Annotated in this window: 23 protein-coding genes; 10 read left to right on the top strand and 13 right to left on the bottom strand. The window is 72.9% G+C overall.

Translation table 11 applies throughout. From position 1 onward, the window contains the following. Positions 1-89: 89 nt before the first annotated feature. The 4 genes from ABTY56_RS15585 to ABTY56_RS15570 all read right to left on the bottom strand — a co-directional run bounded on the left by ABTY56_RS15585 (position 90) and on the right by ABTY56_RS15570 (position 5,125). Entirely contained in the window at positions 90-1,628 is a 1,539-nt protein-coding gene (locus tag ABTY56_RS15585; RefSeq protein ID WP_350629292.1) for an NCS1 family nucleobase:cation symporter-1, read from the bottom strand. A 39-nt stretch (positions 1,629-1,667) separates the two neighbouring features. Further along, positions 1,668-2,681, bottom strand: a complete 1,014-nt coding sequence (locus ABTY56_RS15580) for a TIGR03842 family LLM class F420-dependent oxidoreductase (RefSeq protein WP_350629291.1) — start codon at positions 2,679-2,681, stop codon at positions 1,668-1,670. A gap of 159 nt (positions 2,682-2,840) precedes the next feature. Beyond that, positions 2,841-4,271, bottom strand: coding sequence for a dihydropyrimidinase (gene hydA / locus ABTY56_RS15575; RefSeq protein WP_350629290.1), 1,431 nt, complete (start codon positions 4,269-4,271; stop codon positions 2,841-2,843). Positions 4,272-4,282: 11 nt separating this feature from the next. Further along, positions 4,283-5,125 (bottom strand): nitrilase-related carbon-nitrogen hydrolase, encoded by an 843-nt coding sequence (locus ABTY56_RS15570; protein WP_350629289.1) that lies wholly within the window; start codon positions 5,123-5,125, stop codon positions 4,283-4,285. Positions 5,126-5,588: 463 nt separating this feature from the next. On the opposite strand from ABTY56_RS15570, the gene ABTY56_RS15565 reads away from it, so the two are divergent. From ABTY56_RS15565 to ABTY56_RS15525, 9 genes are all read left to right on the top strand, one after another. Next, positions 5,589-5,666, top strand: a complete 78-nt coding sequence (locus ABTY56_RS15565; protein WP_101948289.1) for a putative leader peptide — start codon at positions 5,589-5,591, stop codon at positions 5,664-5,666. Positions 5,667-5,864: 198 nt separating this feature from the next. Then, a complete protein-coding gene (locus tag ABTY56_RS15560; protein ID WP_350629288.1) occupies positions 5,865-6,392 on the top strand; it encodes a cysteine dioxygenase in 528 nt (175 codons plus the stop codon). Further along, on the top strand, positions 6,386-6,772 hold the full coding sequence (locus ABTY56_RS15555) for a rhodanese-like domain-containing protein (RefSeq protein WP_350629287.1): 387 nt from the start codon (positions 6,386-6,388) through the stop codon (positions 6,770-6,772). Before ABTY56_RS15560 ends, ABTY56_RS15555 begins: the two co-directional genes overlap by 7 nt. A 433-nt stretch (positions 6,773-7,205) precedes the next feature. Further along, positions 7,206-8,426 (top strand): ABC transporter ATP-binding protein, encoded by a 1,221-nt coding sequence (locus tag ABTY56_RS15550; RefSeq protein WP_350629286.1) that lies wholly within the window; start codon positions 7,206-7,208, stop codon positions 8,424-8,426. Then, on the top strand, positions 8,416-9,084 hold the full coding sequence (locus tag ABTY56_RS15545) for an ABC transporter permease (RefSeq protein ID WP_350629285.1): 669 nt from the start codon (positions 8,416-8,418) through the stop codon (positions 9,082-9,084). Before ABTY56_RS15550 ends, ABTY56_RS15545 begins: the two co-directional genes overlap by 11 nt. Further along, positions 9,081-9,758: an ABC transporter permease gene (locus tag ABTY56_RS15540; RefSeq protein ID WP_350629284.1), complete on the top strand. Its 678-nt coding sequence runs from the start codon at positions 9,081-9,083 to the stop codon at positions 9,756-9,758. The genes ABTY56_RS15545 and ABTY56_RS15540 overlap by 4 nt, the downstream gene beginning before the upstream one ends. A 48-nt stretch (positions 9,759-9,806) precedes the next feature. Continuing rightward, positions 9,807-10,748 (top strand): ABC transporter substrate-binding protein, encoded by a 942-nt coding sequence (locus ABTY56_RS15535; protein ID WP_350629283.1) that lies wholly within the window; start codon positions 9,807-9,809, stop codon positions 10,746-10,748. Between the two features lie 219 nt (positions 10,749-10,967). After that, complete coding sequence (locus tag ABTY56_RS15530) at positions 10,968-11,534, top strand: hypothetical protein (protein ID WP_350629282.1); 567 nt, start codon at positions 10,968-10,970, stop codon at positions 11,532-11,534. A gap of 644 nt (positions 11,535-12,178) precedes the next feature. Further along, positions 12,179-13,921, top strand: coding sequence for a glycosyl hydrolase family 18 protein (locus tag ABTY56_RS15525; protein WP_350629281.1), 1,743 nt, complete (start codon positions 12,179-12,181; stop codon positions 13,919-13,921). A 134-nt stretch (positions 13,922-14,055) separates the two neighbouring features. Here the strand turns inward: ABTY56_RS15525 and ABTY56_RS15520 are convergent, their stop codons facing one another. The 8 genes from ABTY56_RS15520 to ABTY56_RS15485 form a co-directional block, all read right to left on the bottom strand. Next, complete coding sequence (locus ABTY56_RS15520; RefSeq protein WP_350629280.1) at positions 14,056-15,330, bottom strand: multidrug effflux MFS transporter; 1,275 nt, start codon at positions 15,328-15,330, stop codon at positions 14,056-14,058. A gap of 327 nt (positions 15,331-15,657) precedes the next feature. After that, the gene (locus ABTY56_RS15515; protein ID WP_350629279.1) at positions 15,658-16,140 is read right to left on the bottom strand and encodes a hypothetical protein; all 483 of its coding nucleotides are present in this window, start codon (positions 16,138-16,140) and stop codon (positions 15,658-15,660) included. A gap of 532 nt (positions 16,141-16,672) precedes the next feature. Beyond that, entirely contained in the window at positions 16,673-17,551 is an 879-nt protein-coding gene (locus ABTY56_RS15510; protein WP_350629278.1) for an alkaline phosphatase family protein, read from the bottom strand. 207 nt (positions 17,552-17,758) lie between these two features. Continuing rightward, positions 17,759-18,553 carry an ATP-grasp domain-containing protein gene (locus ABTY56_RS15505; RefSeq protein ID WP_350629277.1) on the bottom strand — a complete coding sequence of 265 codons (795 nt, stop codon included), beginning with the start codon at positions 18,551-18,553 and terminating at the stop codon, positions 17,759-17,761. Between the two features lie 41 nt (positions 18,554-18,594). Further along, entirely contained in the window at positions 18,595-18,969 is a 375-nt protein-coding gene (locus ABTY56_RS15500) for an ADP-ribosylation/crystallin J1 (RefSeq protein WP_350629276.1), read from the bottom strand. Positions 18,970-19,044: 75 nt separating this feature from the next. Beyond that, a complete protein-coding gene (locus ABTY56_RS15495) occupies positions 19,045-20,232 on the bottom strand; it encodes an acyl-CoA dehydrogenase family protein (protein ID WP_350629275.1) in 1,188 nt (395 codons plus the stop codon). A 226-nt stretch (positions 20,233-20,458) separates the two neighbouring features. Next, entirely contained in the window at positions 20,459-20,767 is a 309-nt protein-coding gene (locus ABTY56_RS15490) for an AzlD domain-containing protein (RefSeq protein WP_502893133.1), read from the bottom strand. Next, the gene (locus ABTY56_RS15485) at positions 20,767-21,564 is read right to left on the bottom strand and encodes an AzlC family ABC transporter permease (RefSeq protein ID WP_350629272.1); all 798 of its coding nucleotides are present in this window, start codon (positions 21,562-21,564) and stop codon (positions 20,767-20,769) included. The genes ABTY56_RS15490 and ABTY56_RS15485 overlap by 1 nt, the downstream gene beginning before the upstream one ends. A 235-nt stretch (positions 21,565-21,799) precedes the next feature. On the opposite strand from ABTY56_RS15485, the gene ABTY56_RS15480 reads away from it, so the two are divergent. Next, positions 21,800-22,390: a helix-turn-helix domain-containing protein gene (locus ABTY56_RS15480; protein ID WP_350629271.1), complete on the top strand. Its 591-nt coding sequence runs from the start codon at positions 21,800-21,802 to the stop codon at positions 22,388-22,390. A 36-nt stretch (positions 22,391-22,426) separates the two neighbouring features. On the opposite strand, the gene ABTY56_RS15475 is transcribed toward ABTY56_RS15480, so the two are convergent. Continuing rightward, entirely contained in the window at positions 22,427-24,409 is a 1,983-nt protein-coding gene (locus ABTY56_RS15475) for a cholesterol oxidase substrate-binding domain-containing protein (RefSeq protein WP_350629270.1), read from the bottom strand. Between the last annotated feature and the right edge of the window lie 103 nt (positions 24,410-24,512).

Below are 24,512 nucleotides of genomic sequence, written 5' to 3'. Positions count from 1 at the left end.
GACCAGCGACCAGCGACCAGCGAGCAAAGAACAGCGAGCAAAGAACAGCGAACAGCTGACAGATTTCGAAATCTGTCAGCTGTTCGCCGTCACCCGTCCGCCCGCCGGCCGAGGTTGAGGAGCACATAGAGGCTCGCCGCCGCCGCGAGGCCGACGGCCCAGCCGTAGTCGGCGAGCGGTTTGAGGACGGGGATGAGGCCGTCCGCCGGGAACGGTCCCTGTTCGACGCCGTGGGCGTCCACCGTGGAGTAGGAGCCGCCGACGGCCAGCAGGCCGCCCACCAGCAGGGCCACCACGGCCCGCCGGTTCCACCCGGCCGCGTACCAGTACGCCCCGCCCGGCCGGTACAACTCGGCGAGTCGGAGCCGGGTGCCGCGCAGCAGCCAGTAGTCCGCGATCAGGACGCCGGCGACGGTGCCGAGCAGACCGCCGACCACGCCCAGCCAGGTGTAGATGTAGACGTGCGGGTCGGCGATCAGCCGCCACGGGAAGATCGCGATCCCGACCACGCCCGTGATCAGCGCCCCGGTGCGGAAGTTCACGAACCGCGGCAACAGGTTGGCGAGGTCGTACGCCGGCGATACGACATTGGCGGCGAGGTTCACCGACAGCGTCGCGACCAGGACGGTCAGCAGCGCGAACAGGATGCCCACCGGGTTCTCCATCTTCGCGGCGAGCTTGATCGGGTCCCACACCGGTTCGCCGTACACCGCCTGGGAGCCCGAGGTGACCAGCACGGACAGGAGCGCGAAGAGCGTCATCGTGGTCGGCAGGCCGAGCGCCTGCCCACGGATCTGCGCCCGCTGGCTGCCGCCGAAGCGGGTGAAGTCCGGGATGTTGAGCGCCAGGGTGGACCAGAACCCGATCATGCCCATCAGCGCCGGGAAGAAGACCTTCCAGAACTCGCGACCCCACCCCAGCGTCGACGGCTGGTCGAGCAGCGGCCCGAACCCGCCGGCCTTGACGGTGATCCACACCAGCAGCGCGAGCGCGCCGACGATGACGAACGGCGCCGCCCAGTTCTCGAAGCGCCGCAGCGCCTCCATCCCCCGGGCGATGATGGCCATCTCGATCACCCAGAACACCAGGAAGGACAGCCACTGCGTCCACGGGTATCCTCCCAACTCTCCCGCGTTCCGCCAGGATTCGCCCAACAGCTTGCCCGCCAGCAGGAAGATGCCCTCCCCGCCGATCCAGGTCTGGATGCCGAACCAGGCACAGGCGACCGCCGCCCGGAGGAGCGCGGGCAGGTTGGCACCGCGCAGCCCGAACGAGGCCCGGGCGAACACCGGGAACGGAATGCCGTACTTGGTGCCGGCGTGCCCGGTGAGCAGCATCGGCACCAGCACGATCAGGTTGGCGAGTGCGATGGTCAGCACCGCCTGCTTCCAGTCCATGCCGATCGCGACCAGGCCCGAAGCCAGGGTCCACGAAGGGATGTTGTGGGCCATGCCGACCCAGAGCGCGAGGAAGTTGTACGTGGACCAGGTGCGTCGCGCCACCGGGACCGGCCGCAGGTCGTCGCTGGTGAAGCCGTTGTCGGGCAACTCCCCGGCGGCCGGGTCGAGTTCGATCCGGCCGTCGGGGTGCTGCCACTGCCTTCCGTCGTCGGTCGCGGTGTGGGCCATGGGCAACTCCCGTCTACTGCAACTGGGGTCACATGGGTGTCACAAGTGGGGGATGACGTCCGTCCCGTAGGCGTCGATGGTGCTCTCGATCGCGTCGTGCATGGCGTACACGGCGAACTGGTCGACGCCGAGCGAGCGGAGTTCCGCCAGGCGGGCGCGCTGCACCTCGGCCGGGCCGATCAGGCAGAAGCGGTCCACGATCTCGTCCGGGACGAAGGCCGTGTCCGGGTTCCCGGCCCGGCCGTGGTGGCTGTAGTCGTAGCCCTGGCGGCCCTTGATGTAGTCGGTGAGCGCCTCCGGCACCAGGTCGGAGTGCTCGCCGTAGTGCTCGACCAGATCGGCGACGTGGTTGCCGACCATCCCGCCGAACCAGCGGCACTGCTCCCGGGCGTGGGCGAGCGCATCGGGCGAGTCGTCGGCGGTGACGTAGGCGGGGGCGGCGACGCAGATGGTGACCGAGTCCGGGTCCCGGCCCGCCTCGACGGCGGACGCCCGCACCGCCTTGATCATAAACTCGGTGAGGTAGGGATCGGCCAACTGCAGGATGAAGCCGTCGGCTTGACGTCCGGTCAGAGCGAGAGCCCTGGGCCCGTACGCACCCATCCAGATCGGCAGCGAGGCACCCGGGCCGACCCACGGCAGGTGCATCTCGGCGCCGTCCACCTCGACGGTGCGCCCCTCCGCCAACTCCTTGATGGCGTGCATGGCTTCGGAGAGCCGGGCGAGCGTGGCCGGGTGTCGTCCGGCGACCCGCATCGCGGAGTCGCCACGCCCGATCCCGCAGACCGTACGGTTGCCGAACATGTCGTTGAGCGTGCCGAACAGGGAGGCGGTGACCTCCCAGGTGCGGGTCGAGGGGTTGGTGACCATCGGGCCGACGGTCAGGCGCTCGGTCTCGGCGAGGATGCGGCTGTAGATGACGAACGGCTCCTGCCACAGGACGCAGGAGTCGAAGGTCCAGCCGTGGCTGAACCCGGCCCGTTCGGCGCGGATCATCCGGTCGATGAGCAGGCGGGCGGGCGGGTCGGTCTGCAGGACGAGGCCGATGTCCATGACTGGCTCCAATGACAAGGGTGGGACCGCCGCCCGACCGCCGGTCGGGCCCGGGCGGCGGCTGGTCGACAAGAAGAGGTGCGGGTACGGAGGGACGGGCGAACGGCGAGGGCGTGCGGAGCAGAGCGAGGTGTACGGAGCAGAGCGAGGGCGTGCGGATCAGAGCAGGTACTGGCAGGTGTCGCGGTGCAGGAAGGTGCCGTGCCCGGCCCGGCCGAGCCAGGTGTCCCCGTCCAGCACGACGGTGCCCCGCGAGAGCACCGTCCGTGCCCGGCCGGTGAGTCGGCGGCCCTCGTACGCGGAGTAGTCCACGTTCATGTGGTGGGTCGCGGCGGAGACGGTCTGCACCGCGGTGGGGTCGTAGACGACGAGGTCGGCGTCGGCGCCCGGCGCGATGGTGCCCTTGCGCGGGTGCAGCCCGAACATCCGGGCGGGCGTGGTGCAGGCGATCTCGATCCAGCGGCGCCGGCTGATGTGCCCGTCCACGACGGCCTGGTGGAGCAGGTCCATCCGGTTCTCCACGCCCGGGAGGCCGTTGGGGATCTTCGAGAAGTCGCCGCGCCCGAGCTCCTTCTGCCCGACGAAGCAGAACGGGCAGTGGTCGGTGGAGACCACCTGGAGGTCGTTGGTGCGCAGCCCGCGCCAGAGCGCTTCCTGGTGCTCGCGCGGCCGCAGCGGCGTGCTGCACACGTACTTGGCGCCCTCGAAGCCGTCCGCGCCCTCCTCGGCGAGGTTGTCGGTGGAGAGGAAGAGGTACTGCGGGCAGGTCTCGCCGAAGACGTTGAGCCCGACGTCACGGGCCTGGGCGAGCTCGGCGAGGGCGGCCGCGGCGGAGACGTGCACCACGTAGAGCGGACTGCCGGCGACCTGGGCGAGCTTGATCGCCCGGTGGGTGGCCTCGGCCTCCAGCAGTTCGCGGCGCACCTCGCCGTGGTAGCGCGGGGCGGTGTGTCCGGCGGCGAGCGCCTGTTCGACCAGCACGTCGATGGCGATGCCGTTCTCGGCGTGCATCATGATCAGCCCGCCGTTGGCGGCGCCGCGCTGCATGGCACGCAGGATGCGGCCGTCGTCGCTGTAGAAGACGCCGGGGTAGGCCATGAAGAGCTTGAAGGAGGTGGACTCGCCGGAGTCGACGAGGGCGTCCATCTCCTTCAGCACACCGTCGTTGACGTCGGAGACGATGGTGTGGAAGGCGTAGTCGATGGAGCAGTTGCCGTCGGCCTTGGCGTGCCAGCTGTCCAGGCCCTCGCGCAGCGAGCCGCCGACCGGTTGGACGGCGAAGTCGACGATGGTGGTGGTGCCACCCCAGGCGGCCGCCCTCGTGCCGGTCTCGAAGGTGTCGGAGGCCGCGGTGCCGCCGAACGGCAGCTCCATGTGGGTGTGGGCGTCGACGCCGCCCGGGATGACGTAGTGGCCGGTGGCGTCGATGACGGTGTCGGCGGTCCAGGCCTCGGCGGCGGAGCTGCCGGTGGCGGCGAGGGCGGCGACGCGCTCGCCCTCGATCAGGACGTCGGCGTGGAGTTCGTCGGTGGCCGTGATGACGAGGCCGCCGCGGACGACGGTGCGCTGCTGCGGGTCGCGGGTGGTCATCGCGCTGCTCCTCAGGCCTCGGCGAGCGGTCCGTAGGCGTCGGGGCGGCGGTCGCGGTAGAACGCCCACTGCTGTCGGACCTGTTCGATCAGGCCGAGGTCGAGGTCGCGCACGACGAGCTCCTCCTCCTTGTCGGAGGCGACATCGCCGACGAACTGGCCGCGCGGGTCCACGAAGTAGGAGGTGCCGTAGAAGTCGTTGTCGCCGTACTCCTCGGTGCCGACCCGGTTGATGGCGGCGACGAAGTACTCGTTGGCGACGGCGGCGGCGGGCTGTTCGAGCTGCCAGAGGTAGGCGGACAGCCCGCGGCTGGTGGCGGAGGGGTTGTAGACGATCTGCGCGCCGGCCAGTCCCAGGGCGCGCCAGCCCTCGGGGAAGTGGCGGTCGTAGCAGATGTAGACGCCGACCTTGCCGACGGCGGTGTCGAACACCGGCCAGCCGAGGTTGCCGGGCTTGAAGTAGTACTTCTCCCAGAAGCCCTTGACCTGCGGGATGTGGTGCTTGCGGTACTTGCCGAGGTAGCTGCCGTCGGCATCGATCACGGCGGCGGTGTTGTAGTAGACGCCGCTCTGCTCCTCCTCGTACACCGGGACGACGATGACCAGCCCGAGCTCGCGGGCGAGGTCCTGCATCCGGCGGACGGTCGGCCCGTCCGGGACGGCCTCGGCCCAGCGGTAGTGCTCGGGCTCCTGGACCTGGCAGAAGTACGGGGAGTTGAAGACCTCCTGGAAACCGATGATCTTCGCGCCCTGGGCGGCGGCCTCGCGGGCGTACCGCTCGTGGAGGGCGATCATGCTCTCCTGGTCACCGGTCCAACGCGTCTGGACGAGGGCGGCACGGACGATCTGCGACATGGGAACCTCCGCAACTCCGCGGCCCGGCCGTGCGGTCGGGCCCGCGGTCAGATGGTTGACGGGGCGGGTCTCACCTGCGGGTCCGCTCGGGGATCCGCAGGGGTCTACGTGCGTAGAAAGCGATCTGTTGACGGTAGGCCGGGCCTTGGTGGCCTGACAATACGTCGGCGGAAACGCGTCTGGGGCGATCTCGTTGTGCGGACACGCGGGCGGCCCTGGGTGGGATGAAAAGCTCATCTACCCCGTACGTAGCCTCCTTACTCATTCGAGCCGCCGCGTTCCCGTCCGGCCACCGCGGCCGTGGTCGGCGAGCGGTCGACGAAGACGCGACGGAAGCGCGACGGACGGCGGGCGGAAGCGCGGCGGAAGATCGGCGGACGGCTCGGCGGTCGGGTCCGCGGAAGCGCGACGGACGGTCGGCGCGGCTTGACTTCGTCCGGTTCACTCGGCAAGGATCCGGAACATGGACTCCGGCACCACTCTGGTCTGCCGCCTGCACGTCGATCTGCGACGCCAGGCGAGTTCCATCTGTGCCTGTTGACCTCGCACTCCCCCGCCGGTCCCGCCCTGTGACCTCTGCCAGGGCCCACGCCGCGCACCCGCACCCGCAGTCCTGACCTTCCCGCCCCCACCCCGGCGCACCCGCGCGTGCCGGGCCGCTCCGTCGGCCCGCGCCCGCTCTCCCGCGCCGGACCCGGGCACACCCCGCCGACGTTCCCGCGCACCCGAGGACGCCCTGATGAGCCTGCACACCGGCCCGGCCCCCGTCTCCGAGCCCCCGACGACCACGCCCCCGGCGCCGGACGCCCGCGCCCCGCTCACCCCCGGCACCCTGCGGACCGTCGTCCGCGAGCTGGCCGAGCGGCCCGACCGGTGGATCCACCACGTCCGCCTCTCCACCGAGGAGCGCTGGTACCAGCGCCTGGTGGCCGAGGACGACCACGAGGTGTGGCTGATCAGCTGGCTGCCCGGCCAGTCCACCGGCTTCCACGACCACGGCGGCTCCCGCGGCGCGTTCGCCGTCGCCCTCGGCGAGCTGGAGGAGCTGTCCCTCGGCGGTCCGGACCAGGGCCTGCTGATCCGCCGGGTGCCGGCCGGCACCGCTCGCGCCTTCGGCCCCGAGTACGTGCACGACGTGCGCAACACCGCGTCCGGCCCGGCCGTCACCCTGCACGCCTACTCGCCCCCACTGGGCTCGATGGCGCACTACGACCTACGGGCCGGAGGGCTCGTCCGCACCTCGGAGGAAGGACCGGAGCAATGGTGACCACGATCGACGACCTGGTGGAACGGGCCCGCGAGGGCGTCCACCGTCCGCGCGCCCGGGAGGCGTACCAGGCGCAGCTGGACGGCGCGCTGCTGGTGGACATCCGCCCGGCGGCGCAGCGGGCGGCCGAGGGGGAGATCCCGCGCTCGCTGATCATCGAACGCAACGTGCTGGAATGGCGGCTCGACCCGACGGGCAGCCACCGGGTCCCCGAGGCCGCGGGCTACGACATCGAGGTGATCGTGGTCTGCTCGGAGGGCTACGCCTCCAGCCTGGCCGCCGCCTCGCTCCGCGAACTGGGCCTGCACCGGGCGACCGACCTGGACGGCGGGTTCGTCGGCTGGGCGGCGGCCGGTCTGCCGACCCGTCAGGGCGGCTGATCCGGGACGGCCGGGGCCGCCAGGACCGCCAGGACTGCCGGGACTGCAGGGACTGCCGGGACTGCCCGGACTGCCGGGGCTCCCGAAGGCTTCAGAAGGCTCCCGGCAGCGAACGGGAGCCCCTGCGGCCGGAATGCGCTGCGGCCGGGAAGCGTTTGCGACCAGGCACCGCGGCCGGGCACGGGCCCGGCCGCACGGCACGCGCCCGACGGGAAATCAGAGACAGGAGATGATGCAGGTCATAGTCTGATCGGAGTTTCCGCCGGTCCGAACCTGGGCAGCCACGCGGGCGGAGGAACGCCCGGGGGCGGTTGGTACGACAAGCGTCACCGGCGCCGATCCGCCCCGCCGTTTGTCGACAAACCGCCAACAATCGAAAGACCGACCGACACAGGCGCCGCCTCCTCCGGGCGCCCTGACGAGGAAACACCCCGTGATCAGATTCGAGGGCGCCGGAAAGCGCCACCCCGACGGCACAGTCGCCGTCGAGGGCTTGGACCTTGAGGTCCCGACCGGTCGGATAACCGTCCTGGTCGGACCGTCCGGCTGCGGCAAGACCACCCTGCTGCGCATGGTCAACCGGATGGTCGAGCCCACCTCGGGCCGGGTGCTGCTGGACGGCACCGACGTCGCCGCGCTGGAGCCCGCCAAGCTGCGCCGCGGCATCGGCTACGTGATCCAGCAGGCCGGCCTGTTCCCGCACCGCAAGGTGATCGACAACATCGCCACCGTCCCCTACCTGCTCGGCTGGGACCGCAAGAAGGCCCGCGCCCGGGCCGCCGAACTGCTCGAACTGGTCGGGCTCGCCCCCGAGACCGCCAAGCGGTACCCGTTCCAGCTGTCCGGCGGGCAGCAGCAGCGGGTCGGCGTGGCGCGCGCCCTGGCCGCCGACCCGCCGGTGCTGCTGATGGACGAACCGTTCAGCGCCGTCGACCCGGTGGTGCGCGCCGGGCTCCAGGAGGAGCTGCTGCGGCTGCAGTCCGAGCTGCACAAGACGGTGCTGTTCGTCACCCATGACATCGAGGAGGCCGTCCGGCTCGGCGACCAGGTGGTGGTGCTGCGCGAGCACGGCCGGATCGCCCAGCTGGCCGACCCGCACACCCTGCTCACCACTCCCGCCGACGACGGCGTGGCCGCCTTCCTCGGCCGCGACCGCGGCCTGCGCGGCCTCGGCCTGCGCCCTGCGCACGCCGTCGCGCTGCGCCCACTGGGCAACGGTCTCAAGGGCAGTCTCAAGGACGGCCTCAAGGACGGCTCCGGGGGCGGCTCCGGCGACGGACTCAGGTACGGGGGCTGGGAGTTGGCGCTGGACGACGAGCGCCGCCCGATCGGCTGGATCGACCGCGACGCCGTCACCGCCGAGCTGCACCCGGTCGCCGGCTTCCGGCCGGACTCCGACACCCTGCGCACCGCGCTGGACGCCGCCGTCCTCTCCCCCGCCGGGGTCGCGGTCGCGCTGGACGCCGAGGGCCGCGCCACCGGTACCGCGAGCCGCGAGGCCGTCCTGGCCGCGCTGCGGCCGGGCGCCGACGGCGCCGTCCGTACCGGCGGGCCCTCCGCCGCAGCCGCCTCGAACAGCAGCAACGGGGACGGTGGCAAGGCCGGAACCGCCGGGAACGGCGGCGGCGAGGACGGGGCGTCCGGTGGACGATGAACCGATCGTCCGCTGGTACTGGATCGGCGACCACCTCGGCTACCTCGGCCACCTGCTCGCCGACCATGCCGTGATCGCCCTCGTCCCCGTGCTCATCGGCCTGCTGCTGGCCGTCCCGCTCGGCCTGGCCTGCGCCCGCTTCCCCCGGCTCTACCAGCCGCTGTCCGCCGTGTTCAACATCGTCTACGCACTGCCCTCGCTGGCCGTGTTCGTGGTGCTGATCCCGTACACCGGGCTCGCCACCCAGGCGACCGTGATGATCCCGCTCACCTTCTACGCCCTCGCCGTGCTGCTGCCGACCACCGTGGACGGACTGCGCGCCGTCCCGGACGCCGTCCGGCAGGCCGCCACCGCGATGGGGTACGGGCCGTGGCACCGGCTGACCTCGGTCGAACTGCCGGCCGCCGTCCCGTACCTGATCGCCGGGCTGCGGGTCGCGGCGGTGTCCAGCATCTCGCTGGCGAGCGTCGGGGCGCTGGTCGGACGCGGCGGGCTCGGCTACCTGTTCATCGACGGCTTCCAGCGCACCTTCCCGACCCCCATCGTGGCCGGCATCGCGTTGATCGCCGTCCTCGCGCTGGCCGTGGACCTGGTGCTGGTGGGCGCCCGGCGGATGCTCGCCCCCTGGGCCGTCCGCGAGAAGGGGGCGGGTTCGTGAACTGGCTCGACTGGCTGGGCGACTTCGTCACCGCCCCGGACCACCGCAGCGGCCCGGACGCGATCGTGCACCGGGTCCTCGAGCACCTGCTGCTCTCCGGCGAGGCGGTGCTGTTCGCGGCGCTGCTCGCCGTCCCGCTCGGGCTGCTGATCGGCTACACCGGGCGCGGCGTCACCGTGGTGACGGCGCTGGCCGGCGCCGCCCGCGCCCTGCCCACCCTCGGGCTGGTGACGCTGGCGGTGCTGCTCGCCGGGGTCGGCGACACGGCGGTCCTGATCCCGCTGGTCGCGCTCGCCGCGCCACCACTGCTGGTGGCCGCCGTCGAGGGAGTGCGCGGCACCGATCCGGACGTCCGGGACGCCGCGCGCGGCATCGGCCTGACCCACCCCCAGGTACTGCGGCAGGTCTGTCTGCCCTCGGCCGCGCCGACCCTGCTGGCGGGCTTCCGCACCGCGACCGTCCAGGTGATCGCGACCGCCACGGTCGCCGCGTACGTCGGGCTGGGCGGGCTCGGCCGCTACGTCATCGACGGGCTGGCGACCCGCAAGTACGCCGTGACCGTGGGCGGGGCGCTGCTGGTGGTGCTGCTCGCGGTCGGCGCCCAACTGTTCTTCGCCCTGCTCGCCCGGTTCGCGCTCCCGCCCGGGGTGCGCGCCCAGCACCGGGCCCGCTGAACCTCCTCTCCCCATCCTCTCGGAAGGACATCTGTCACCATGTCGACAATGAAGCGAAGCCGACGCGTGGTCGTGCTCGGCACGCTCGCCGCGCTCGCGCTCGGCGCCACCGCCTGCGGTTCCTCCGGCGGCGACCCGCTCGGCGGGGGCTCCAGCGCCTCGGCGGCATCAGGCGGCTCGGGCGGCTCGGGCGGCGGCTCCGGTTCGACGGTGGTCGTCGGCTCCGCGAACTTCCCGGAGAACGTGCTGCTCGGCTCGATCTACTCGCAGGCCCTCAAGGCCAAGGGCGTCAAGGTCGAGGAGAAGTTCAACATCGGCAGCCGCGAGGTGCTCTACGGGCAGCTGCAGAGCGGCAACCTCACCGTCCTGCCCGAGTACAACGGCGCGCTGCTCGCCTACCTGGACGCCAAGGCCACCGCCGTCACCACCCAGGACGTGAACGCGGCGCTCGCCAAGACGCTTCCCGCCTCGCTCGGGATCCTCGACTCCTCCCCCGCCGAGGACAAGGACTCGCTCAGCGTCTCCCAGGAGACCGCCGACAAGTACAACCTCAAGAGCATCGACGACCTGGCCGCCAAGGCCGGCGAGTTCACCATCGGCGGCCCGCCGGAGTTCAAGTCCCGCCGCGAGCAGCAGTTCAAGGACGTCTACGCGCTGACGTTCAAGGAGTGGAAGCCCACCGCCGACACCACCGCGAACGCGCTCAAGGACGGCGGCATCCAGGTCGGCAACGTGTTCACCACCGACCCGAAGATCGTCCAGTACAAGCTCGTCCCGCTGACCGACCCGAAGAACGTCTTCGGCGCGCAGAACATCACCCCGCTGGTCAACAAGTCGGGCGTGGACGCCACCGCGACGGCGGCGCTCAACGCGGTGTCGGCCAAGCTCGACACCGCCGGGCTGACGGCGCTGATGAAGCGGGTCGCGGTGGACAAGGAGGACCCGTCGACGGTGGCCAAGGACTGGCTGAAGTCCAACGGCCTGGGCTGACGGCCGGCCCGACACGGCCGACTGCGCGCACGACCGGCCGGACACGGCCGACGGTGCACACGGCGGACGGCGAACGGAGGGCCCGCACGCCGGACGGCGGCCCGGGGAGCGACTCCCCCGGGCCGCCGTCCGGCGTTCCCGGCGCCCCGCCCGCACCCCCACCCACGCTCCCCCGGGAGACCTTCCCTTCCGCGCCGCGAACATGACACTCTGGGCGCCATGCGCACTCGTCTCCTCGCCGCCACCCTCACGGCACTCGCCGCGGTGAGCCTCGCTGCCTGCTCCAGCTCCGGATCGAGCTCGGGCAAGGCCACCTCCGCGGCCGGCTCCCCCACCGCCACCGCCTCGACCGCCGCGCCCTCGGACGCCGCCCCGACGCCGGCGGCCCCCGCGCCCGGTACGGCCGCCCCCACGGCCGACGGCACGACGGGCACGCCCGCACCGCCCGCCGACGCCGGCGCCTCGGGAGCCCCCGCACCGGCCAAGCCCGCCCCGCCCGCCGACGCCGGGCTGCCCACCAAGCCGGGCGCCGACCTGACCGCCAAGCTGGTCGCCGCGCTGGACGCGATCGACCCGGCGATCGTCGGCGGCAAGCCGGACCAGGCCGTGGACCGGGCGCGCAACCAGTGCCAGTCGATGTACCAGTTCCCCAAGGACAAGGGGAAGCTGGTCGAGCTGGCCAACCAACGCTTCACCTCGCCCGACCACCCGCAGGGCTTCGGGCCGGACACCGCAGCCAAGATCAACGACGCGCTGCGCGCCACGCTCTGCCCCGCTTCGCGCTGACCTCCGCGCCACGTCGACCCACGTCACGCCGACCCCCGCGTCACATCGACCCCGCTCGCGGCGCCCGCGCCGCGACGCCCCGAACCGCCCGGTGTCCTGAGCGCCGGGCCGCCGTGGCCGCGCCCCACCCACCGGGTGCGCGGCCACGGTCTCCCTTCCGCCCGGTGACGCTACCCCCGGGCGATGCCCCCACCCCGGCCGCCAATCCGCGCCCTTCGGCTGGCCGGACCGTATGCTGACGAACTGTCAGGTCTCTTGACAGACCAGTGGTCTAGTCCAAACATAAGCATGTCGATCCGACCGGGATGCACTGTGGGGGTGTGACCACCGGCGGCTGAGGCACTGCCCTGCCCTGTTCCGCTCCACCCCCGCTCCGTACGGCCGCGTGCACTCGCACCGCCGCCCGCGTCCACGCGAGTCGGTGAGCTGCCGCACGCCCGCACACCCGATCCCCACCCCGCTCCGCCCGGCTCCACCCCGCTCCACCCGGTCCCGAACCGGCTTGATCCGGTCCCAGGCGGACCCGAACCGGTCCCGGCCCGATCCCCGGGCCCGGGTTCACCCGGCCGCCCCCACCCGGCCGCCCGCCCACGATCGATCGAGCCTCCCCAACGTCCTGCCCCACCAAGTCTGTTGGAGAATCCATGCGTCTTCGCAGAACGATCCAGGCCGCCCTGACGGCCTGCGCCACACTGGCCGCCTCAGCCGGCCTGGTCGCCGCCGGCACGAGTTCCGCCCAGGCCGCCACGCCGCTCCCCAGTCGGGTCTTCGCCCCCTACTTCGAAGCCTGGACCGGCCAGAGCCCGGCCCAACTCGCCGCGCAGTCCGGCGCCAAGCACCTGACCATGGCGTTCCTGCAAGCCGCCACCAAGGGATCGTGCACGCCGTACTGGAACGGCGACTCCTCCATGCCGGTCTCCTCCGCGACCTTCGGCGCCGACATCGCCACCATCCGTGCCAACGGCGGGGACGTGATCCCCTCCTTCGGCGGCTACACCGCCGACAACACCGGCACCGAACTGGCCGACAGCTGCACCGACGTCAACCAGATCGCGGCCGCTTTCGAGAACGTCATCACGACGTACGACATCAGCCGGATCGACCTCGACATCGAGGACAACTCGCTGACCAACACCGCCGGGATCGACCGCCGCAACAAGGCGATCAAGCTCGTGCAGGACTGGGCCGCCACCAAGGGGCGGAGCATCCAGTTCTCCTACACGCTGCCGACCACCACCGCCGGGCTCGCCGCCAGCGGCCTCGCGGTGCTGCGCAACGCGGTCAGCAACAACGCACGGATCGACGTCGTCAACATGATGACCTTCGACTACTACGACGGCGCCGCCCACGACATGGCGGCCGACACCCAGACCTCCGCGCAGGGCCTCTACAGCCAGCTCGCCAAGCTCTACCCGTCCAAGACCCCCGCCCAGCTGTGGGGTTCGATCGGGATCACCGAGATGCTCGGCATCGACGACTACGGCCCGGCCGAGACCTTCACCGTGGCCAACGCCACCACCGTGTACAACTGGGCGGTCTCCAAGGGCATCAACACCCTGTCCTTCTGGGCGCTGCAGCGCGACAACGGCGGCTGCCCCGGCACGGCCGGGAGCGACTCCTGCTCCGGGATCAACCAGAACACCTGGGACTTCACCCACGTCTTCGCGCCGTTCACCAGCGGCTCGACGGTGAGCAACGACTTCTCGGTCTCCATCAGCCCGAACTCCGGTACGGTCACGGCCGGTTCGTCCACCTCGGCGACCATCGCGACCGCGGTGACGGCGGGCTCGGCGCAGAGCGTCGACCTCTCGGTCAGCGGCGCCCCGGCCGGCGTCACCGCCACCGTCACCCCCGGCAGCGTCACCGCCGGCAGCAGCGCCACACTCGCCATCTCCACCACCTCGGCCGCGGCGGCGGGCACCTACCCGCTGACCGTGACCGCCACCGCGCCGTCCGGCACCCACACCGCGAGCTACTCGCTGACCGTCACCGGGACCACCCCGACGACCGGCCTGGTCAACGGCGATCTGGAGAGCGGCGCGCTCGCTCCGTGGACCTGCCAGAGCGGCGGCGCCGTGGTCTCCACCCCGGCCCACTCCGGCACCCATGCGCTGCAGGCCGCGGCCACCGCGAGCCAGACCGGCCAGTGCTCCCAGACCGTCACACTGAAGCCCAACACCAGCTACACGCTGAGCGGTTGGGTGCAGGGCAACTACGCCTACGTCGGGGTCAGCGGCGGCGCCAGCGCCACCTCCTGGGCCAACTCCGCCGGCTGGACCAAGCTGTCCGTCCCCTTCACCACCGGCGCCTCCGGCACCGTCACCGTGTACCTGCACGGCTGGTACGGCCAGGGCAACGTGTTCGGGGACGACTTCTCGATCGCGTAGCGGGTGACGCCGGACGAATGACGGACGACGCCTGACGGAGAACGACTGACGGACAACGGATAACAGATGACGGATGACAGCTGACAGAATTCAACATCTGTCAGCTGTCATCCGTCCGTCCACCCGGCGTCGCCTCAGGCCCCCGCCGCCCGTATCCGCGGCGGCCGGCACAGCGCCAGGTACGCCACGGTCGCCAGCAGCCCGCAGACCAGGACGACCACGGCCAGCAGCACCGCGGACGGCCGTCCGCCGAGGCTGCTCAACGGGGCGACCACCGCACCGACCAGGAAGTTGCCCGTCCCGAGCAGCGCCGACGCCGTGCCCGCGACCTGCGGCTCGACCAGGCCGAGCGCCTGGGCGGCGGTGTTCGGCAGAAGCACCCCCAGGCTGCCCATCATCACGAACAGCGGCGCGCAGAACCCGACCAGCCCGAAGTCCCACACCGTCGTCAGCAGCACCAGCGCCGCCCCGGCGGCGACCGCCACCGCGAGGCTGCCCAGCATCAGCGCCCGCGCCGTGAAGCGCGGCGCCAGCACCCGTCCGTTCAGCTGCGTCATCACCACGATCGCCACCGAGTTCAGCCCGAACAGCAGGCTGTAGGTCTGCGGGGAGACCTGGTAGACGTGCTGGAGCACCGTCGAGGACCCGCTGATGTAGCCGAACAGCGCACCGAAGGCGAGGGAACTGGTCAGCGCCAGCCCGAGGAACGGCAGGTTGCGCAGCAGCCGTCCCATCGCCCGCAGGGTCGCGCCCACGCCGCCGGTTTCCCGGGTCTCAGGCGGCAGCGTCTCGCGCAGCGCACCGAACGCGGCCAGGGTGAGCAGCAGGCCGAGTGCGGTGAGCGTGCCGAAGGTGCCGCGCCACGAGGTGAACCGCAGCAGCTGCGCGCCGACGATCGGGGCGAGGATCGGCGCCAGTCCCGATATCAGGGCGATCGAGGCCATGAAGCGCAGCAGCGCGACGCCCTGGAATCGGTCCCTGGAGACGGCGCGCCCGATCACCAGCCCGGCGGATCCCGCCGCGCCCTGGACGAAGCGGGCGGCGATCAGCACCGACAGGTTCGGCGCGAGCGCGCACACCACGCTGGACAGCGTGTAGACGACGAGTCCCGCGAGCAGCGGTGGGCGGCGCCCGAAGCGGTCGCTGAGCGGCCCGAAGAGCAACTGCCCGGCCGCGACCCCGAACATCGAGAAGGTGAGGGTCAGCTGGACGGCGGCCGGTTCGGCCACCAGGTCGTCGGCGATCGCGGGCAGACCCGGGAGGTAGAGGTCGGTGGTGAGCGGTCCGAGTGCGGTGAGACCGCCCAGGACGGCGATCGTGGCCCAACCGGTGCCGGCCTGGCCGGTGGCGGGTGTGGTGGCGGCAGCGGTCGACGTGTCATCGGTGGGGCCGACGGTCGGGCCGGGCATGGCTCTCCTCACGGACGGGGCGACGAGGGGGTCGTTCGCGCTCCGTCCTATCGCAGCCCGGTCCGGTTCCGACAGCGGGGGACGCGCCCGAGTGCGGTCGCCGCTCCCGCACACGGACGTACCGTACACACACGAGGGCGGCCCGCCCGCACCTCCCGGTGCCCGGCGGGCCGCTTGGCGGTCCGTCTGTTCCCCGACCGGCTAGGCCGTTCCGCCGCCTCGGTGCTCGGTGGGTGCTTGGTACACGGTGGGTGCTTGGTACACGGTGCGTGCTTGGTACACGGTGCGTGCTTGGTAGCCGGTGGGTGCACAGTGCCCGGTGGGTGCTCAGTGCTTGGCGGCGTGCTCGGCGCGGAGCGCCGCCTGCACCGCCGCGCCGTCCTGCCAGGCGTAGAGCTGGTTGCCGGTCAGCGCCACGTTGTAGTGCCCGCAAACACCGCTGACCTTGGCTGCGACGCCCTCCGGGAACCAGCCGGCCTTGAGCGTCATCGGCACCGGGTGCGCGGACTTGCCCGGCAGCCTGGTGGTGCAGCCGACGGGCAGCCGCCCCTCGGGGAGGGTGGCGCGCAGCAGGCGGTCGTCGCCCGTGGTGGACATCAGGTACTTCACGCCGGAGGCGTTGTCGGGCAGCCAGTCCGGCACCGAGCGGCGCTCGGCCTTGGCCTGGGTGCCGGACTCGTACGAGGCCTGCTCCTGGTGGCGGCCGTCGTACCAGTCGGACACCCTCGGGCCGATTGCCACAGCCGCCACGGCCACGGCCATGCCGGTGCCCGCGACTCCCAGCGCGACCTTGCTCACGATGCCCTTCATGCCCGACTGTCCTCTCTGTGTCCGTGTCCGTGACCGGTGCCCTCGGCCGGTACCCGTGCCCGGTGTCCGGTGTCCGTGCCGTTCCGCTGCCCCGCGTCCGTCGCCGACAGCCGTTCACCTCTGCGCCGCCGACCCGGGCGACGCGCTGCGCCGTCCGGTGCAACCATCGTGGCCCGTACCGCTCCGGCGGAGCGTCACCACCAAGTCGCGATCTTGTCTCCAACCCACGGGGTACCGTCTCCACCTTCAGGCGTATGTCTTCCGGCAGAGGCGCTGAACTCCGGAGACCGGGTACGTGCCGGTCCGGCGCTCAGGTTGGCACACCCTGGTCGAGCGCCGCCCGAGCCCCGATCGAGCCTCGCTCAAGCCCGGCGCCGCCGCAGCCCGGCGTGCTGCACCCGGGGCATCCGGGCCCCGGGACATCGGGAGCACCGGAGCATCGGGAGCGCCGGAGCATCGGGGCGTCGTCGGGGTCCGGCCGCAGTCGGCCGGGCCCGCGAGCCGGAGTGGTCCCGCGGGTCCGCTCCGCGGGTCAGACCGTCACGGGCACCGGGCGGGCGACCGGGAAGGGGCGTCCGTCGAGGGTCCAGTGCGGGTCGATCGGGCGCAGCAGGGAGGCGTACACCTGGGCGGCGACGTCCGGGTGGCGGATCTCGCCGGCGGGCGGTCCGGCCGGGATGCCGTGCCCGGCGCAGGCGACCCAGGCCGTCCGCTCCTCGACCGTGCGGCCGCCGTGACCGCCGGCGTCGACGTGGCCGTGGTCGGTGACGACGATGACGGTCCACTGCTCCTCGGCGTACGTGGCGCGGCCGCGGACGGCGTCCAGGAGGCGGCCGAGGCGCTCGTCGGCGGCGCGCATCGCGGCGCGGTACTCGTCGCCGCAGCCGAGGAAGTGGGCGGTCTCGTCGACGGCGCCGAGGTAGACGAAGGACGCCTCGGGGTCGGCCGTGCCGAGGACGTGGACGGCCTCCCGGGTGACCTCCTCGTCCACGACCTCCCAGGCCTCGGGGGTGTCCTCGGCCGGGGCGATGTAGGAGAGCCGGCCGGGGGCGCGGAAGAGCGGACCGCCGGACTCGTTGATCATCAGCGGGTCCCAGCCGGCCGCCACGAAGGTGCGGCGGCGGTCGCCGCGGTTGAGGCGGGTGGCGAAGTCGGGGAACACGTCGAGCCGGTTGCCGGCCAGGTGGTTGCCCCAGACGCCGTGCTTGGCGGGCTCGACGCCGGTGACGATGGTGGCCCAGCACGGCCCGGACATCGTCGGCGTGGTGTCCGCCACGGTGACCGGCACCAGGAACCCGGCCTCGGCGACCTCCTGGAGGCGCGGCATCGGCACCTGCGCGAGGTAGTCGTGGCGGACGCCGTCGATCCCGACGACGAGCACCCGGGGGCGGGGCCACTGGACAGCGGACATGGCGGGGGTTCCTTTCGGTCGTGCACGCGGTCGGCCGCGCCCGTCAGGGGCCGCCGCCGACCGCGCCATGCTTCACCGGCCGCCGTACCGTCCGGCGTCGCACCGTCGAACGGCAGGTGTCCGCCGGGTGTCGGGAGATCGCCGATCGGCGGTCGGACGGCTGTCCGGACGGACCCGAAGCCGGAAGGCCGTCCGGGCGACCCGCGGTCAGACGGCCGTGCGGACGAAGCGGCGGTCGGCCTCCGCGAGCTCGACGGCCGGGCCGGCGGCGCGCAGCACGACGTCCAGGACGCGCTCCGGGTCGGCGGCGTAGCAGTGCGCGAACCACGGCAGGTTGGCCTCGACCACGGCCCACCGCTCGGCGGGGTCGTACGGGTCGGCGATCGGGCCGACGTCCAGGGCGACCGCCCCGGGCAGGGTGTCGCCGACGGCCGCGAGCAGACGGTGGGCGAAGGCGACGGCCTCGGGGGTGAGCGGCGCGGGGTCGAGCCGGCCGAAGCGGGCGTAACGGCTGCCGGTGAGCACCTCGCCGTCGCGGACGAACAGCCGGTACTCGGCGGCGAACGTCACCGGCTCGCTGACCAGGACGGGCGTGTCCGGGCCGATCCGCTCCCCGGTGCGCGGCAGTCGGGAGCCGTCCGGGTAGACGGCGGGCGGCAGCGACTTGTCGGCGGGCGGCTTGACGAACGCCGGGTGGCGCAGCGTCCAGGCCTCGGCGAGCGTGGTGAGCTCGATCCGGCGGCGGGTGAACTCCTCGGGGAGCCGGGCGAGCCAGTCGTCCTCGGGTTCGAGCAGGGCCAGGCCCAGCGGCGCGGCGATCCGGGCGGCGACGAGCGGCCCGCCGTACCAGTGGACGGGCCGTCCGGCGAGCTGCCGGACCGTCTCCGGGCCGTGCAGGACGGCGGTGGTGAGGCCGCGTCGGGCGGCGGCCTCGACGAGCAGGGCGGTGGTGCTGGTCGGCTGGGCCGAGGTGAGCAGGACGCGGTCGGCCGCCTCCGTCACGGCGGGCCCCGACCCGTCCGGCGCCGTCACGTCCGGCGCCGTCACGGCTCGGGCCGGAACTCGTGGACCACCTCGATGCGGCCGACGATGTGCCGGTTGAACTCGTCCAGCTCCTCGGCGGGCACCCAGAGTTCGAGGATCGTCCGGCCGCCGGCCTGCTGCACGGGGTAGCGGGCGAGGAACTCGGTCTCGACCTCGAAACGGGTCACGTAGCCGACGCCCGAGGCCGGAACGTTCCAGTCCCGGGCGATCCGGATCGCGTAGTCCTCGTCGAGGACGGGGTAGAAGATCGGCTGGTCGGGCAGGCGGGGCGGCCAGGCACGCCACTCGGCGGCCTCGACCAGCGCCAGCTCCTGGGGCCCGGTGGGGCGCCAGAGGGTGGTGGTCGGGGGCGTCTGGACGTGCTGACCGGTCATGGCAGGGAACGGTAGCCGGGTCGCCGCGCGCCCGGCCACCGGATTTCTCCTGCTCACCCCGGGGTGGACGGCCCGTCAGCGGTACGCGGACTCGCCGGTGATGGCCTCACCGAGGACGAGGGTGTGGATCTCGCTGGTGCCCTCGTAGGTGAGCACCGACTCCAGGTTGTTGGCGTGCCGCAGCACCGGGTACTCCGTGGTGATGCCGTTCGCCCCGAGGACGGTCCGGGCGCTGCGGGCGATCTCCAGCGCGGCGCGGACGTTGTTGAGCTTGCCGAAGCTGACGTGCGGCGCGCGGGCCGCGCCCTCCTCCTTGAGCCGGCCGATCCGCAGCGCCACCAGGTAGGCCTTCTCGACCTCCAGCATCATCTCGACCAGCTTCTGCTGGGTCAGCTGGAAGCCGGCGATCGGACGGTCGAACTGGATCCGGGCCTTGGCGTAGTCCAGGGCGGCGGTGTAGCAGTCGCGGGCCGCACCGACGGTGCCCCAGAGGATGCCGTAGCGGGCCTCGTTGAGGGAGGAGAGCGGCCCGCGCAGGCCGACCACCCCGGGGAGCACGGCATCGGCGGGCAGGACCACCTCGTCGAAGGCGAGCTCGCTGGTCACGGAGGCGCGCAGGGAGAGCTTGCCGTGCACGTCGGTGGCGGTCAGGCCGCGGGTGCCGCGCTCGACCAGGAAGCCGCGCACCCCCTCCTCGGTCTGCGCCCAGACCACGGCGACGTCGGCGATGCTGCCGTTGGTGATCCACATCTTGCTGCCGGACAGCACCCAGTCGCCGCCCTCGCCGCCCTTGCGGACCGCTCGGGTGCGCATGTTCGCCGGGTCGGAGCCGAAGTCCGGCTCGGTGAGCCCGAAGCAGCCGATCAGCTCGCCGGCGGCCATGCCGGGCAGCCAGCGCTGCTTCTGCTCCTCGGAGCCGAAGGCGTGGATCGAGCGCATGGCGAGCGAGCCCTGGACGGAGACGAAGCTGCGCAGCCCCGAGTCCGCCGCCTCCAGCTCCATGCAGGCCACGCCGTAGGCCACCGCGCCGGCGCCCGCGCAGCCGTAGCCGTCGAGGTGCATGCCGAGCACGCCGAGGGCGCCGAGTTCGGGGGCGAGTTCACGGGCCGGGAAGACGCCGCGCTCGAACCAGTCGCCGATGTGCGGGCGGATCCGCTCCTCGGTGAACCGGCGGACGGTGTCGCGGATCAGCCGCTCCTCGTCGGTGAGGAGGTCGCCGACGGCGAGCAGGTCGGACGGGTCGATCCGGGTCGGCTTCGTCATCGAAGCTCCTTGTAGTCTCAGCGGAGAACCGGTCTCGGCGCCCGGTCCCGGCGTGGTCTGCGGAGTACCGGCGAGTATTCCGCACGCGGCAGGGCATTGGTGGGCGCGAGCGAGTGAGGAAAGCGACATGGACGGCTCGGTGGCCGGCGGCGGGTACGCGATCGGCCCGGCGGGAGTCCCCCGCCCGACGACGATCTTCTTCAAGGCCCTGAGCGGCTGAGGAGGCTCACCCCACCCCACACAGCCGGAGCACCGCCGTCGTCGCCGCGCCCGCGACGACCACCAGCGGGAACGGCGCCCGACGCAGTGCGAGCACCCCCGCGACCAGCACCCCCGCCGGGCGGGCCCACCCCGCGAAGCCGTGTCCCTGGGTCAGCGCCCCGGTCGCCACCAGGGCGACCAGCAGCACCGCCGCCGCGACCGCCAGCAGCTGCCGCACCCGCTCCGAGAGGGTGATCCGACGCCCGAGCAGCGGTCCGGCGAGCCGGAACGCGTACGTCCCGACGGCCAGTGAGAGCACGGCGTACAGCGGCATCATCGGACCGCCTCCTTCATCGGCGGATCCGTCCGGACCGCCCGGCCGGCCGGCGCGGGCGTCTCCTCCACGCACGCCTGCCCATGGGGCGCCTCCCCCTCGGGCGTCTCCCCCTCGGGCGCCACTCCCGCGCCCGGCCGGCCGGCGAACAGCAGCCCGACGAGGGCGAGCAGCACCGGCAGCCCGCCCGGCACGAACGGCGTCGCCGCGACCGCCACCACCGCGCCCGCCACGGCGGCCGTACGGGTGCGGCGGTCCACGAGCGAGGGCAGCACCAGCGCGAGCAGCACCGCGGGGAAGGCCGCGTCCAGGCCCAGCGCGTCGGTGTCGCCGATCAGCCCGCCCGCGACGGCACCGAGCAGCACCGAGACGTTCCACACCGCGTACAGGGCGATCCCGCAGAGCCAGAAGACGGCCCTGCGCCGACGCGGTTCGCGCTGCTGCAGGGCGAAGGCGGCGGTCTCGTCGGTGATCAGCTGCGCACCGAGCAGCCGCCGCCACCACGGGCCGTCGAGGACGTCGGCCACCGTGAAGCCGAAGGGCAGCAGCCGGGCGTTGAGCACCAGTCCGGTGGCGACGGCCGCGAGCACGCCGCCGCCGGACAGCACCACGCCGACCGCCGCGAACTGGGAGCCGCCCGCGAACACGAGGACGGAGAGTGCGATCGGCACCCACAGCGGCAGACCGCCGGAGACGCTGATCGCGCCGAAGGAAGCGCCGACGAGGGCGTCGGCCAGACAGACCAGGGCGATGTCACGAAGGGTGGCATGCTCCAGTGTTCGGAGTAGCGAACGCATGTCCATTAGAGTGAACCCACTTCGCCGCGTTCGTCAAGGCGAACGATGAGACCGACAGGCCGAACGGCGGTCGCCCCGAGCATCCCCGCAGGCCCGGGTGGTCGTGGCAGCATGAACGGCACCGGTCGTACCGGTCGTACCGCTGCTACCGGCCGCACGGGCGGCCGCACGGGTCCGGCCGGCCACGGAAGCCGGCGGGCAGCGAAGGAGCCAGAGGAAAGCGTGAGTGGCGAGCATGAGTGACCAGACCACCCCGGCCGTCGCCGCCGGCGGCTCCGGGACCGAGCTGATCGGCCAGATCGCCGCCTCCATCCGGCGCGAACGCGAGCGCAGCGGACTGTCGATGGCCGAGCTGGCCCGGCGTGCGGGGATCGCCAAGTCGACGCTCTCCCAACTGGAGTCGGGCGCGGGCAACCCCAGCGTGGAGACGCTCTGGGCACTCGGGGTCGCACTGAACGTGCCGTTCAGCCGCCTCGTCGACCCGCCGCGCCCCGCGGTCAAGGTGATCCGGGCCGGCGAGGGCCCGGTGACCCACTCCGAGCGCGCCGACTACGCCGCCACCGTGCTCTCCTCCTGCCCGCCCAACGCCCGGCGCGACATCTACCGGATCGAGGCGCAGCCGGGCGAGACGAGGGCCTCCGACCCGCACATGCCCGGCACCGTCGAGCACGTGATGATCGGCTCCGGACGCGCGCTGGTCGGGCCGGCGGAGGCGCCGGTCGAGCTGGGCCCGGGCGACTACGTGAGCTACCCGGGCGACGCTCCGCACGTGTTCCGCGCGCTGGCTCCGGACACCCTGGCGGTGATCGTGATGGAACACATCTGACGCTGCGTCAGTCGGCGGCGTGGCCGTCGGCTCGCGTCACTTCAACAGGCGGTCCAGGAAGGGGTTTCCGAACACCCGGTGCGGGTCGTGCCGGTCCAGGACGGCGACCGCCTCGTCCCAGCCGGGCCCGCCGCCCGCCCGCAGGCTGCCGGGGATGACCCGGTCGATCAGGTCGGGGTCGGACCAGGCGGCGTCGGCGGTGTAGGCCCAGCCCTTGGACCACTCGACCCGCAGGCCCGCCCTGGTGCCGTCGAAGGTGCGCAGCAGCCACTGCTCCAGGTCCCGGGCGAAGCGCTCCAGTCCGGGCGTGCCGGGGAAGGCGAGGACGTCGAGCCAGACCGCCGTGTCCCACTCCGGGCGGTCGGCGCGCGGGCGCAGCGCGGACAGCAGTGGGGGCCGGGCACCGGGGACGCCGGAGTACGCCGGATCGTCCGGGCCGGTGACCCTGATCTCCACCGCGCCGTTCACCGGGTACTCGCCCCGGGCCTGGTACTCGGCGAGCAACTCCCGGTAGTACGCGGCGAATTCGCTGACCACCCACTGGAGGTCGGCGCGCCGGGCGAGGATCGCGTAGCCGTTGGCGGTGACCCGCAGGGTGGTGGGGCGGACGTACTGCAGCAGGGTGCGCGAAGGGCCCCAGAGGTCGGAGTGCAGGCCGCCCGCGAGCAGGTGGGTGAGCACGTCACCGGTGAGCAGTCCGCGGATCAGCCCGCCGGAGAGCAGAACGTCCGTGATGTCACCGGTGAGCGCCACCTTCGCGACCAGGTACTGGAGTTGGCCGAACAGGGGCGCCGATCCCCAGGCGCCGCCGACGATTTGGCCGGCCAGTCGGGCCACCGGCTCCGGAACGCTGTCGGAGAAGGGGTAGTTGTAGGGACGGTCGACGGTGAGGGAGCCGAGCGGCTTGGTCGGGGCGACGGTCCAGGTCTTGAGCCAGGGGTAGTCGGTGTAGGCGAACCAGATCGCCTCGGCCCGGCCGTCGCGCTCCACGAACTCGGCGAAGGTCCGCGGGCCGTCGCCGCCCAGCAAGCCGCCCAGCAACCCACCGAGCAGCCCGCCGGCGCCCCCGGCGGACGCGGTGCCCCCGGCGGAACCGGCGGCTCCCGGTGGGGCGAAGAGCTCGCTCGCCGGGATGTCGAGCCGACTGACGCAGCGCAGCGGCCGGTCGGCGCCCGCCCTGAGGACGACCTCGGTGAGGAAGGCGCGGCCCAGGTGCACCAGGAAGGCGGCGCTGTCGGCCTCGGAGCGGTCGAAGGTGCGCAGCGTGTAGCGGCCGCTTGCGGGGTCGAGGACGACGGCGGTGAGCCGGACGACCTGGTTGCTCACCGAGCCGTAGCCGTGCCCGTCCGGCCGCACCTCCCCCGCCGCGGGGACGGCTGTGCCGTGGCCGCCGATGGCGAGCACACCGCCGACGGTGATCTCGCCGGGGGCCGGACAGGCGGTCAGGCCGAGGCCGCGGTCGGCCAGGTGCGCGAGCAGGGCCTCCATGGTGGCGCCGGTCTGCACCCGGACGGTGGTGGGCGAGTCCGCGATGACGGTGGTGAGGTGTCGACTGGTGTCCACGAGCAGGACGCGGGCGCTCTCCGGGGTCCGGTCGGCGACGGTGAGCGGTGCCCAGGTGTGCCGGTACCCGGTGGCCCGCAGGCGCCACCCGTTGGCGTGCGCCCAGTCGGCGAGGACCGGGACCTCCTCGGGGGTGCGCGGCGCGCAGGTCCACAGCTGGTCGGTGCGGACCTCGCCGGACCAGTTCTCGAAGACCCGCTGGAAGAGCTCGGTGTCGGCGGGGAGCCCGGGTGGTACGGGCGTGGCGGCCCGGGCGCTGTCCGGCCCTACGGTGCCGCGCAGTATCCAGGCCGCGCCGCCGAGCGCGGCCGAGGCGCCGAGCAGCTGCCGGCGGGTGAGGCCGCTCCCGGTGCCGCCGCCCCGGTGCGGCGCACCACCGCTGCCACCCGCCGGGGCAGCCCCGCCCGTCGGGCCCGCTGCGCCCGTCTCACCCGTCGTGCCGTGTCCGCTGGTCATCCGTCCGTCCACCCTTCGCACTGGTCCCCCCGGGCCGAGCTGCGGCTGTCCGGGCCGGGCCGACTGTCGGTTCGGCCCGGGGAGGAGCGTACGAAGCACCGCA

This window comes from Kitasatospora sp. NPDC097691, assembly GCF_040302665.1.
Lineage (GTDB): Bacteria > Actinomycetota > Actinomycetes > Streptomycetales > Streptomycetaceae > Kitasatospora.
The sequence above is the reverse complement of the archived record's forward strand: the minus strand, read 5'-3'. Positions and strand labels throughout refer to the sequence as shown.

Coding starts and splice junctions, on each gene's coding strand:
- ABTY56_RS15555 (WP_350629287.1), top strand. CDS start 6,386: ATGGTGACCACGATCGACGACCTGGTGGAACGGGCCCGCGAGGGCGTC.
- ABTY56_RS15495 (WP_350629275.1), bottom strand. CDS start 20,232: ATGACGAAGCCGACCCGGATCGACCCGTCCGACCTGCTCGCCGTCGGC.
- ABTY56_RS15525 (WP_350629281.1), top strand. CDS start 12,179: ATGCGTCTTCGCAGAACGATCCAGGCCGCCCTGACGGCCTGCGCCACA.
- ABTY56_RS15500 (WP_350629276.1), bottom strand. CDS start 18,969: ATGACCGGTCAGCACGTCCAGACGCCCCCGACCACCACCCTCTGGCGC.
- ABTY56_RS15585 (WP_350629292.1), bottom strand. CDS start 1,628: ATGGCCCACACCGCGACCGACGACGGAAGGCAGTGGCAGCACCCCGAC.
- hydA (WP_350629290.1), bottom strand. CDS start 4,271: ATGACCACCCGCGACCCGCAGCAGCGCACCGTCGTCCGCGGCGGCCTC.
- ABTY56_RS15520 (WP_350629280.1), bottom strand. CDS start 15,330: ATGCCCGGCCCGACCGTCGGCCCCACCGATGACACGTCGACCGCTGCC.
- ABTY56_RS15480 (WP_350629271.1), top strand. CDS start 21,800: ATGAGTGACCAGACCACCCCGGCCGTCGCCGCCGGCGGCTCCGGGACC.
- ABTY56_RS15570 (WP_350629289.1), bottom strand. CDS start 5,125: ATGTCGCAGATCGTCCGTGCCGCCCTCGTCCAGACGCGTTGGACCGGT.
- ABTY56_RS15535 (WP_350629283.1), top strand. CDS start 9,807: ATGAAGCGAAGCCGACGCGTGGTCGTGCTCGGCACGCTCGCCGCGCTC.
- ABTY56_RS15475 (WP_350629270.1), bottom strand. CDS start 24,409: ATGACCAGCGGACACGGCACGACGGGTGAGACGGGCGCAGCGGGCCCG.
- ABTY56_RS15515 (WP_350629279.1), bottom strand. CDS start 16,140: ATGAAGGGCATCGTGAGCAAGGTCGCGCTGGGAGTCGCGGGCACCGGC.
- ABTY56_RS15560 (WP_350629288.1), top strand. CDS start 5,865: ATGAGCCTGCACACCGGCCCGGCCCCCGTCTCCGAGCCCCCGACGACC.
- ABTY56_RS15565 (WP_101948289.1), top strand. CDS start 5,589: ATGGACTCCGGCACCACTCTGGTCTGCCGCCTGCACGTCGATCTGCGA.
- ABTY56_RS15490 (WP_502893133.1), bottom strand. CDS start 20,767: ATGCCGCTGTACGCCGTGCTCTCACTGGCCGTCGGGACGTACGCGTTC.
- ABTY56_RS15530 (WP_350629282.1), top strand. CDS start 10,968: ATGCGCACTCGTCTCCTCGCCGCCACCCTCACGGCACTCGCCGCGGTG.
- ABTY56_RS15485 (WP_350629272.1), bottom strand. CDS start 21,564: ATGCGTTCGCTACTCCGAACACTGGAGCATGCCACCCTTCGTGACATC.
- ABTY56_RS15580 (WP_350629291.1), bottom strand. CDS start 2,681: ATGGACATCGGCCTCGTCCTGCAGACCGACCCGCCCGCCCGCCTGCTC.
- ABTY56_RS15510 (WP_350629278.1), bottom strand. CDS start 17,551: ATGTCCGCTGTCCAGTGGCCCCGCCCCCGGGTGCTCGTCGTCGGGATC.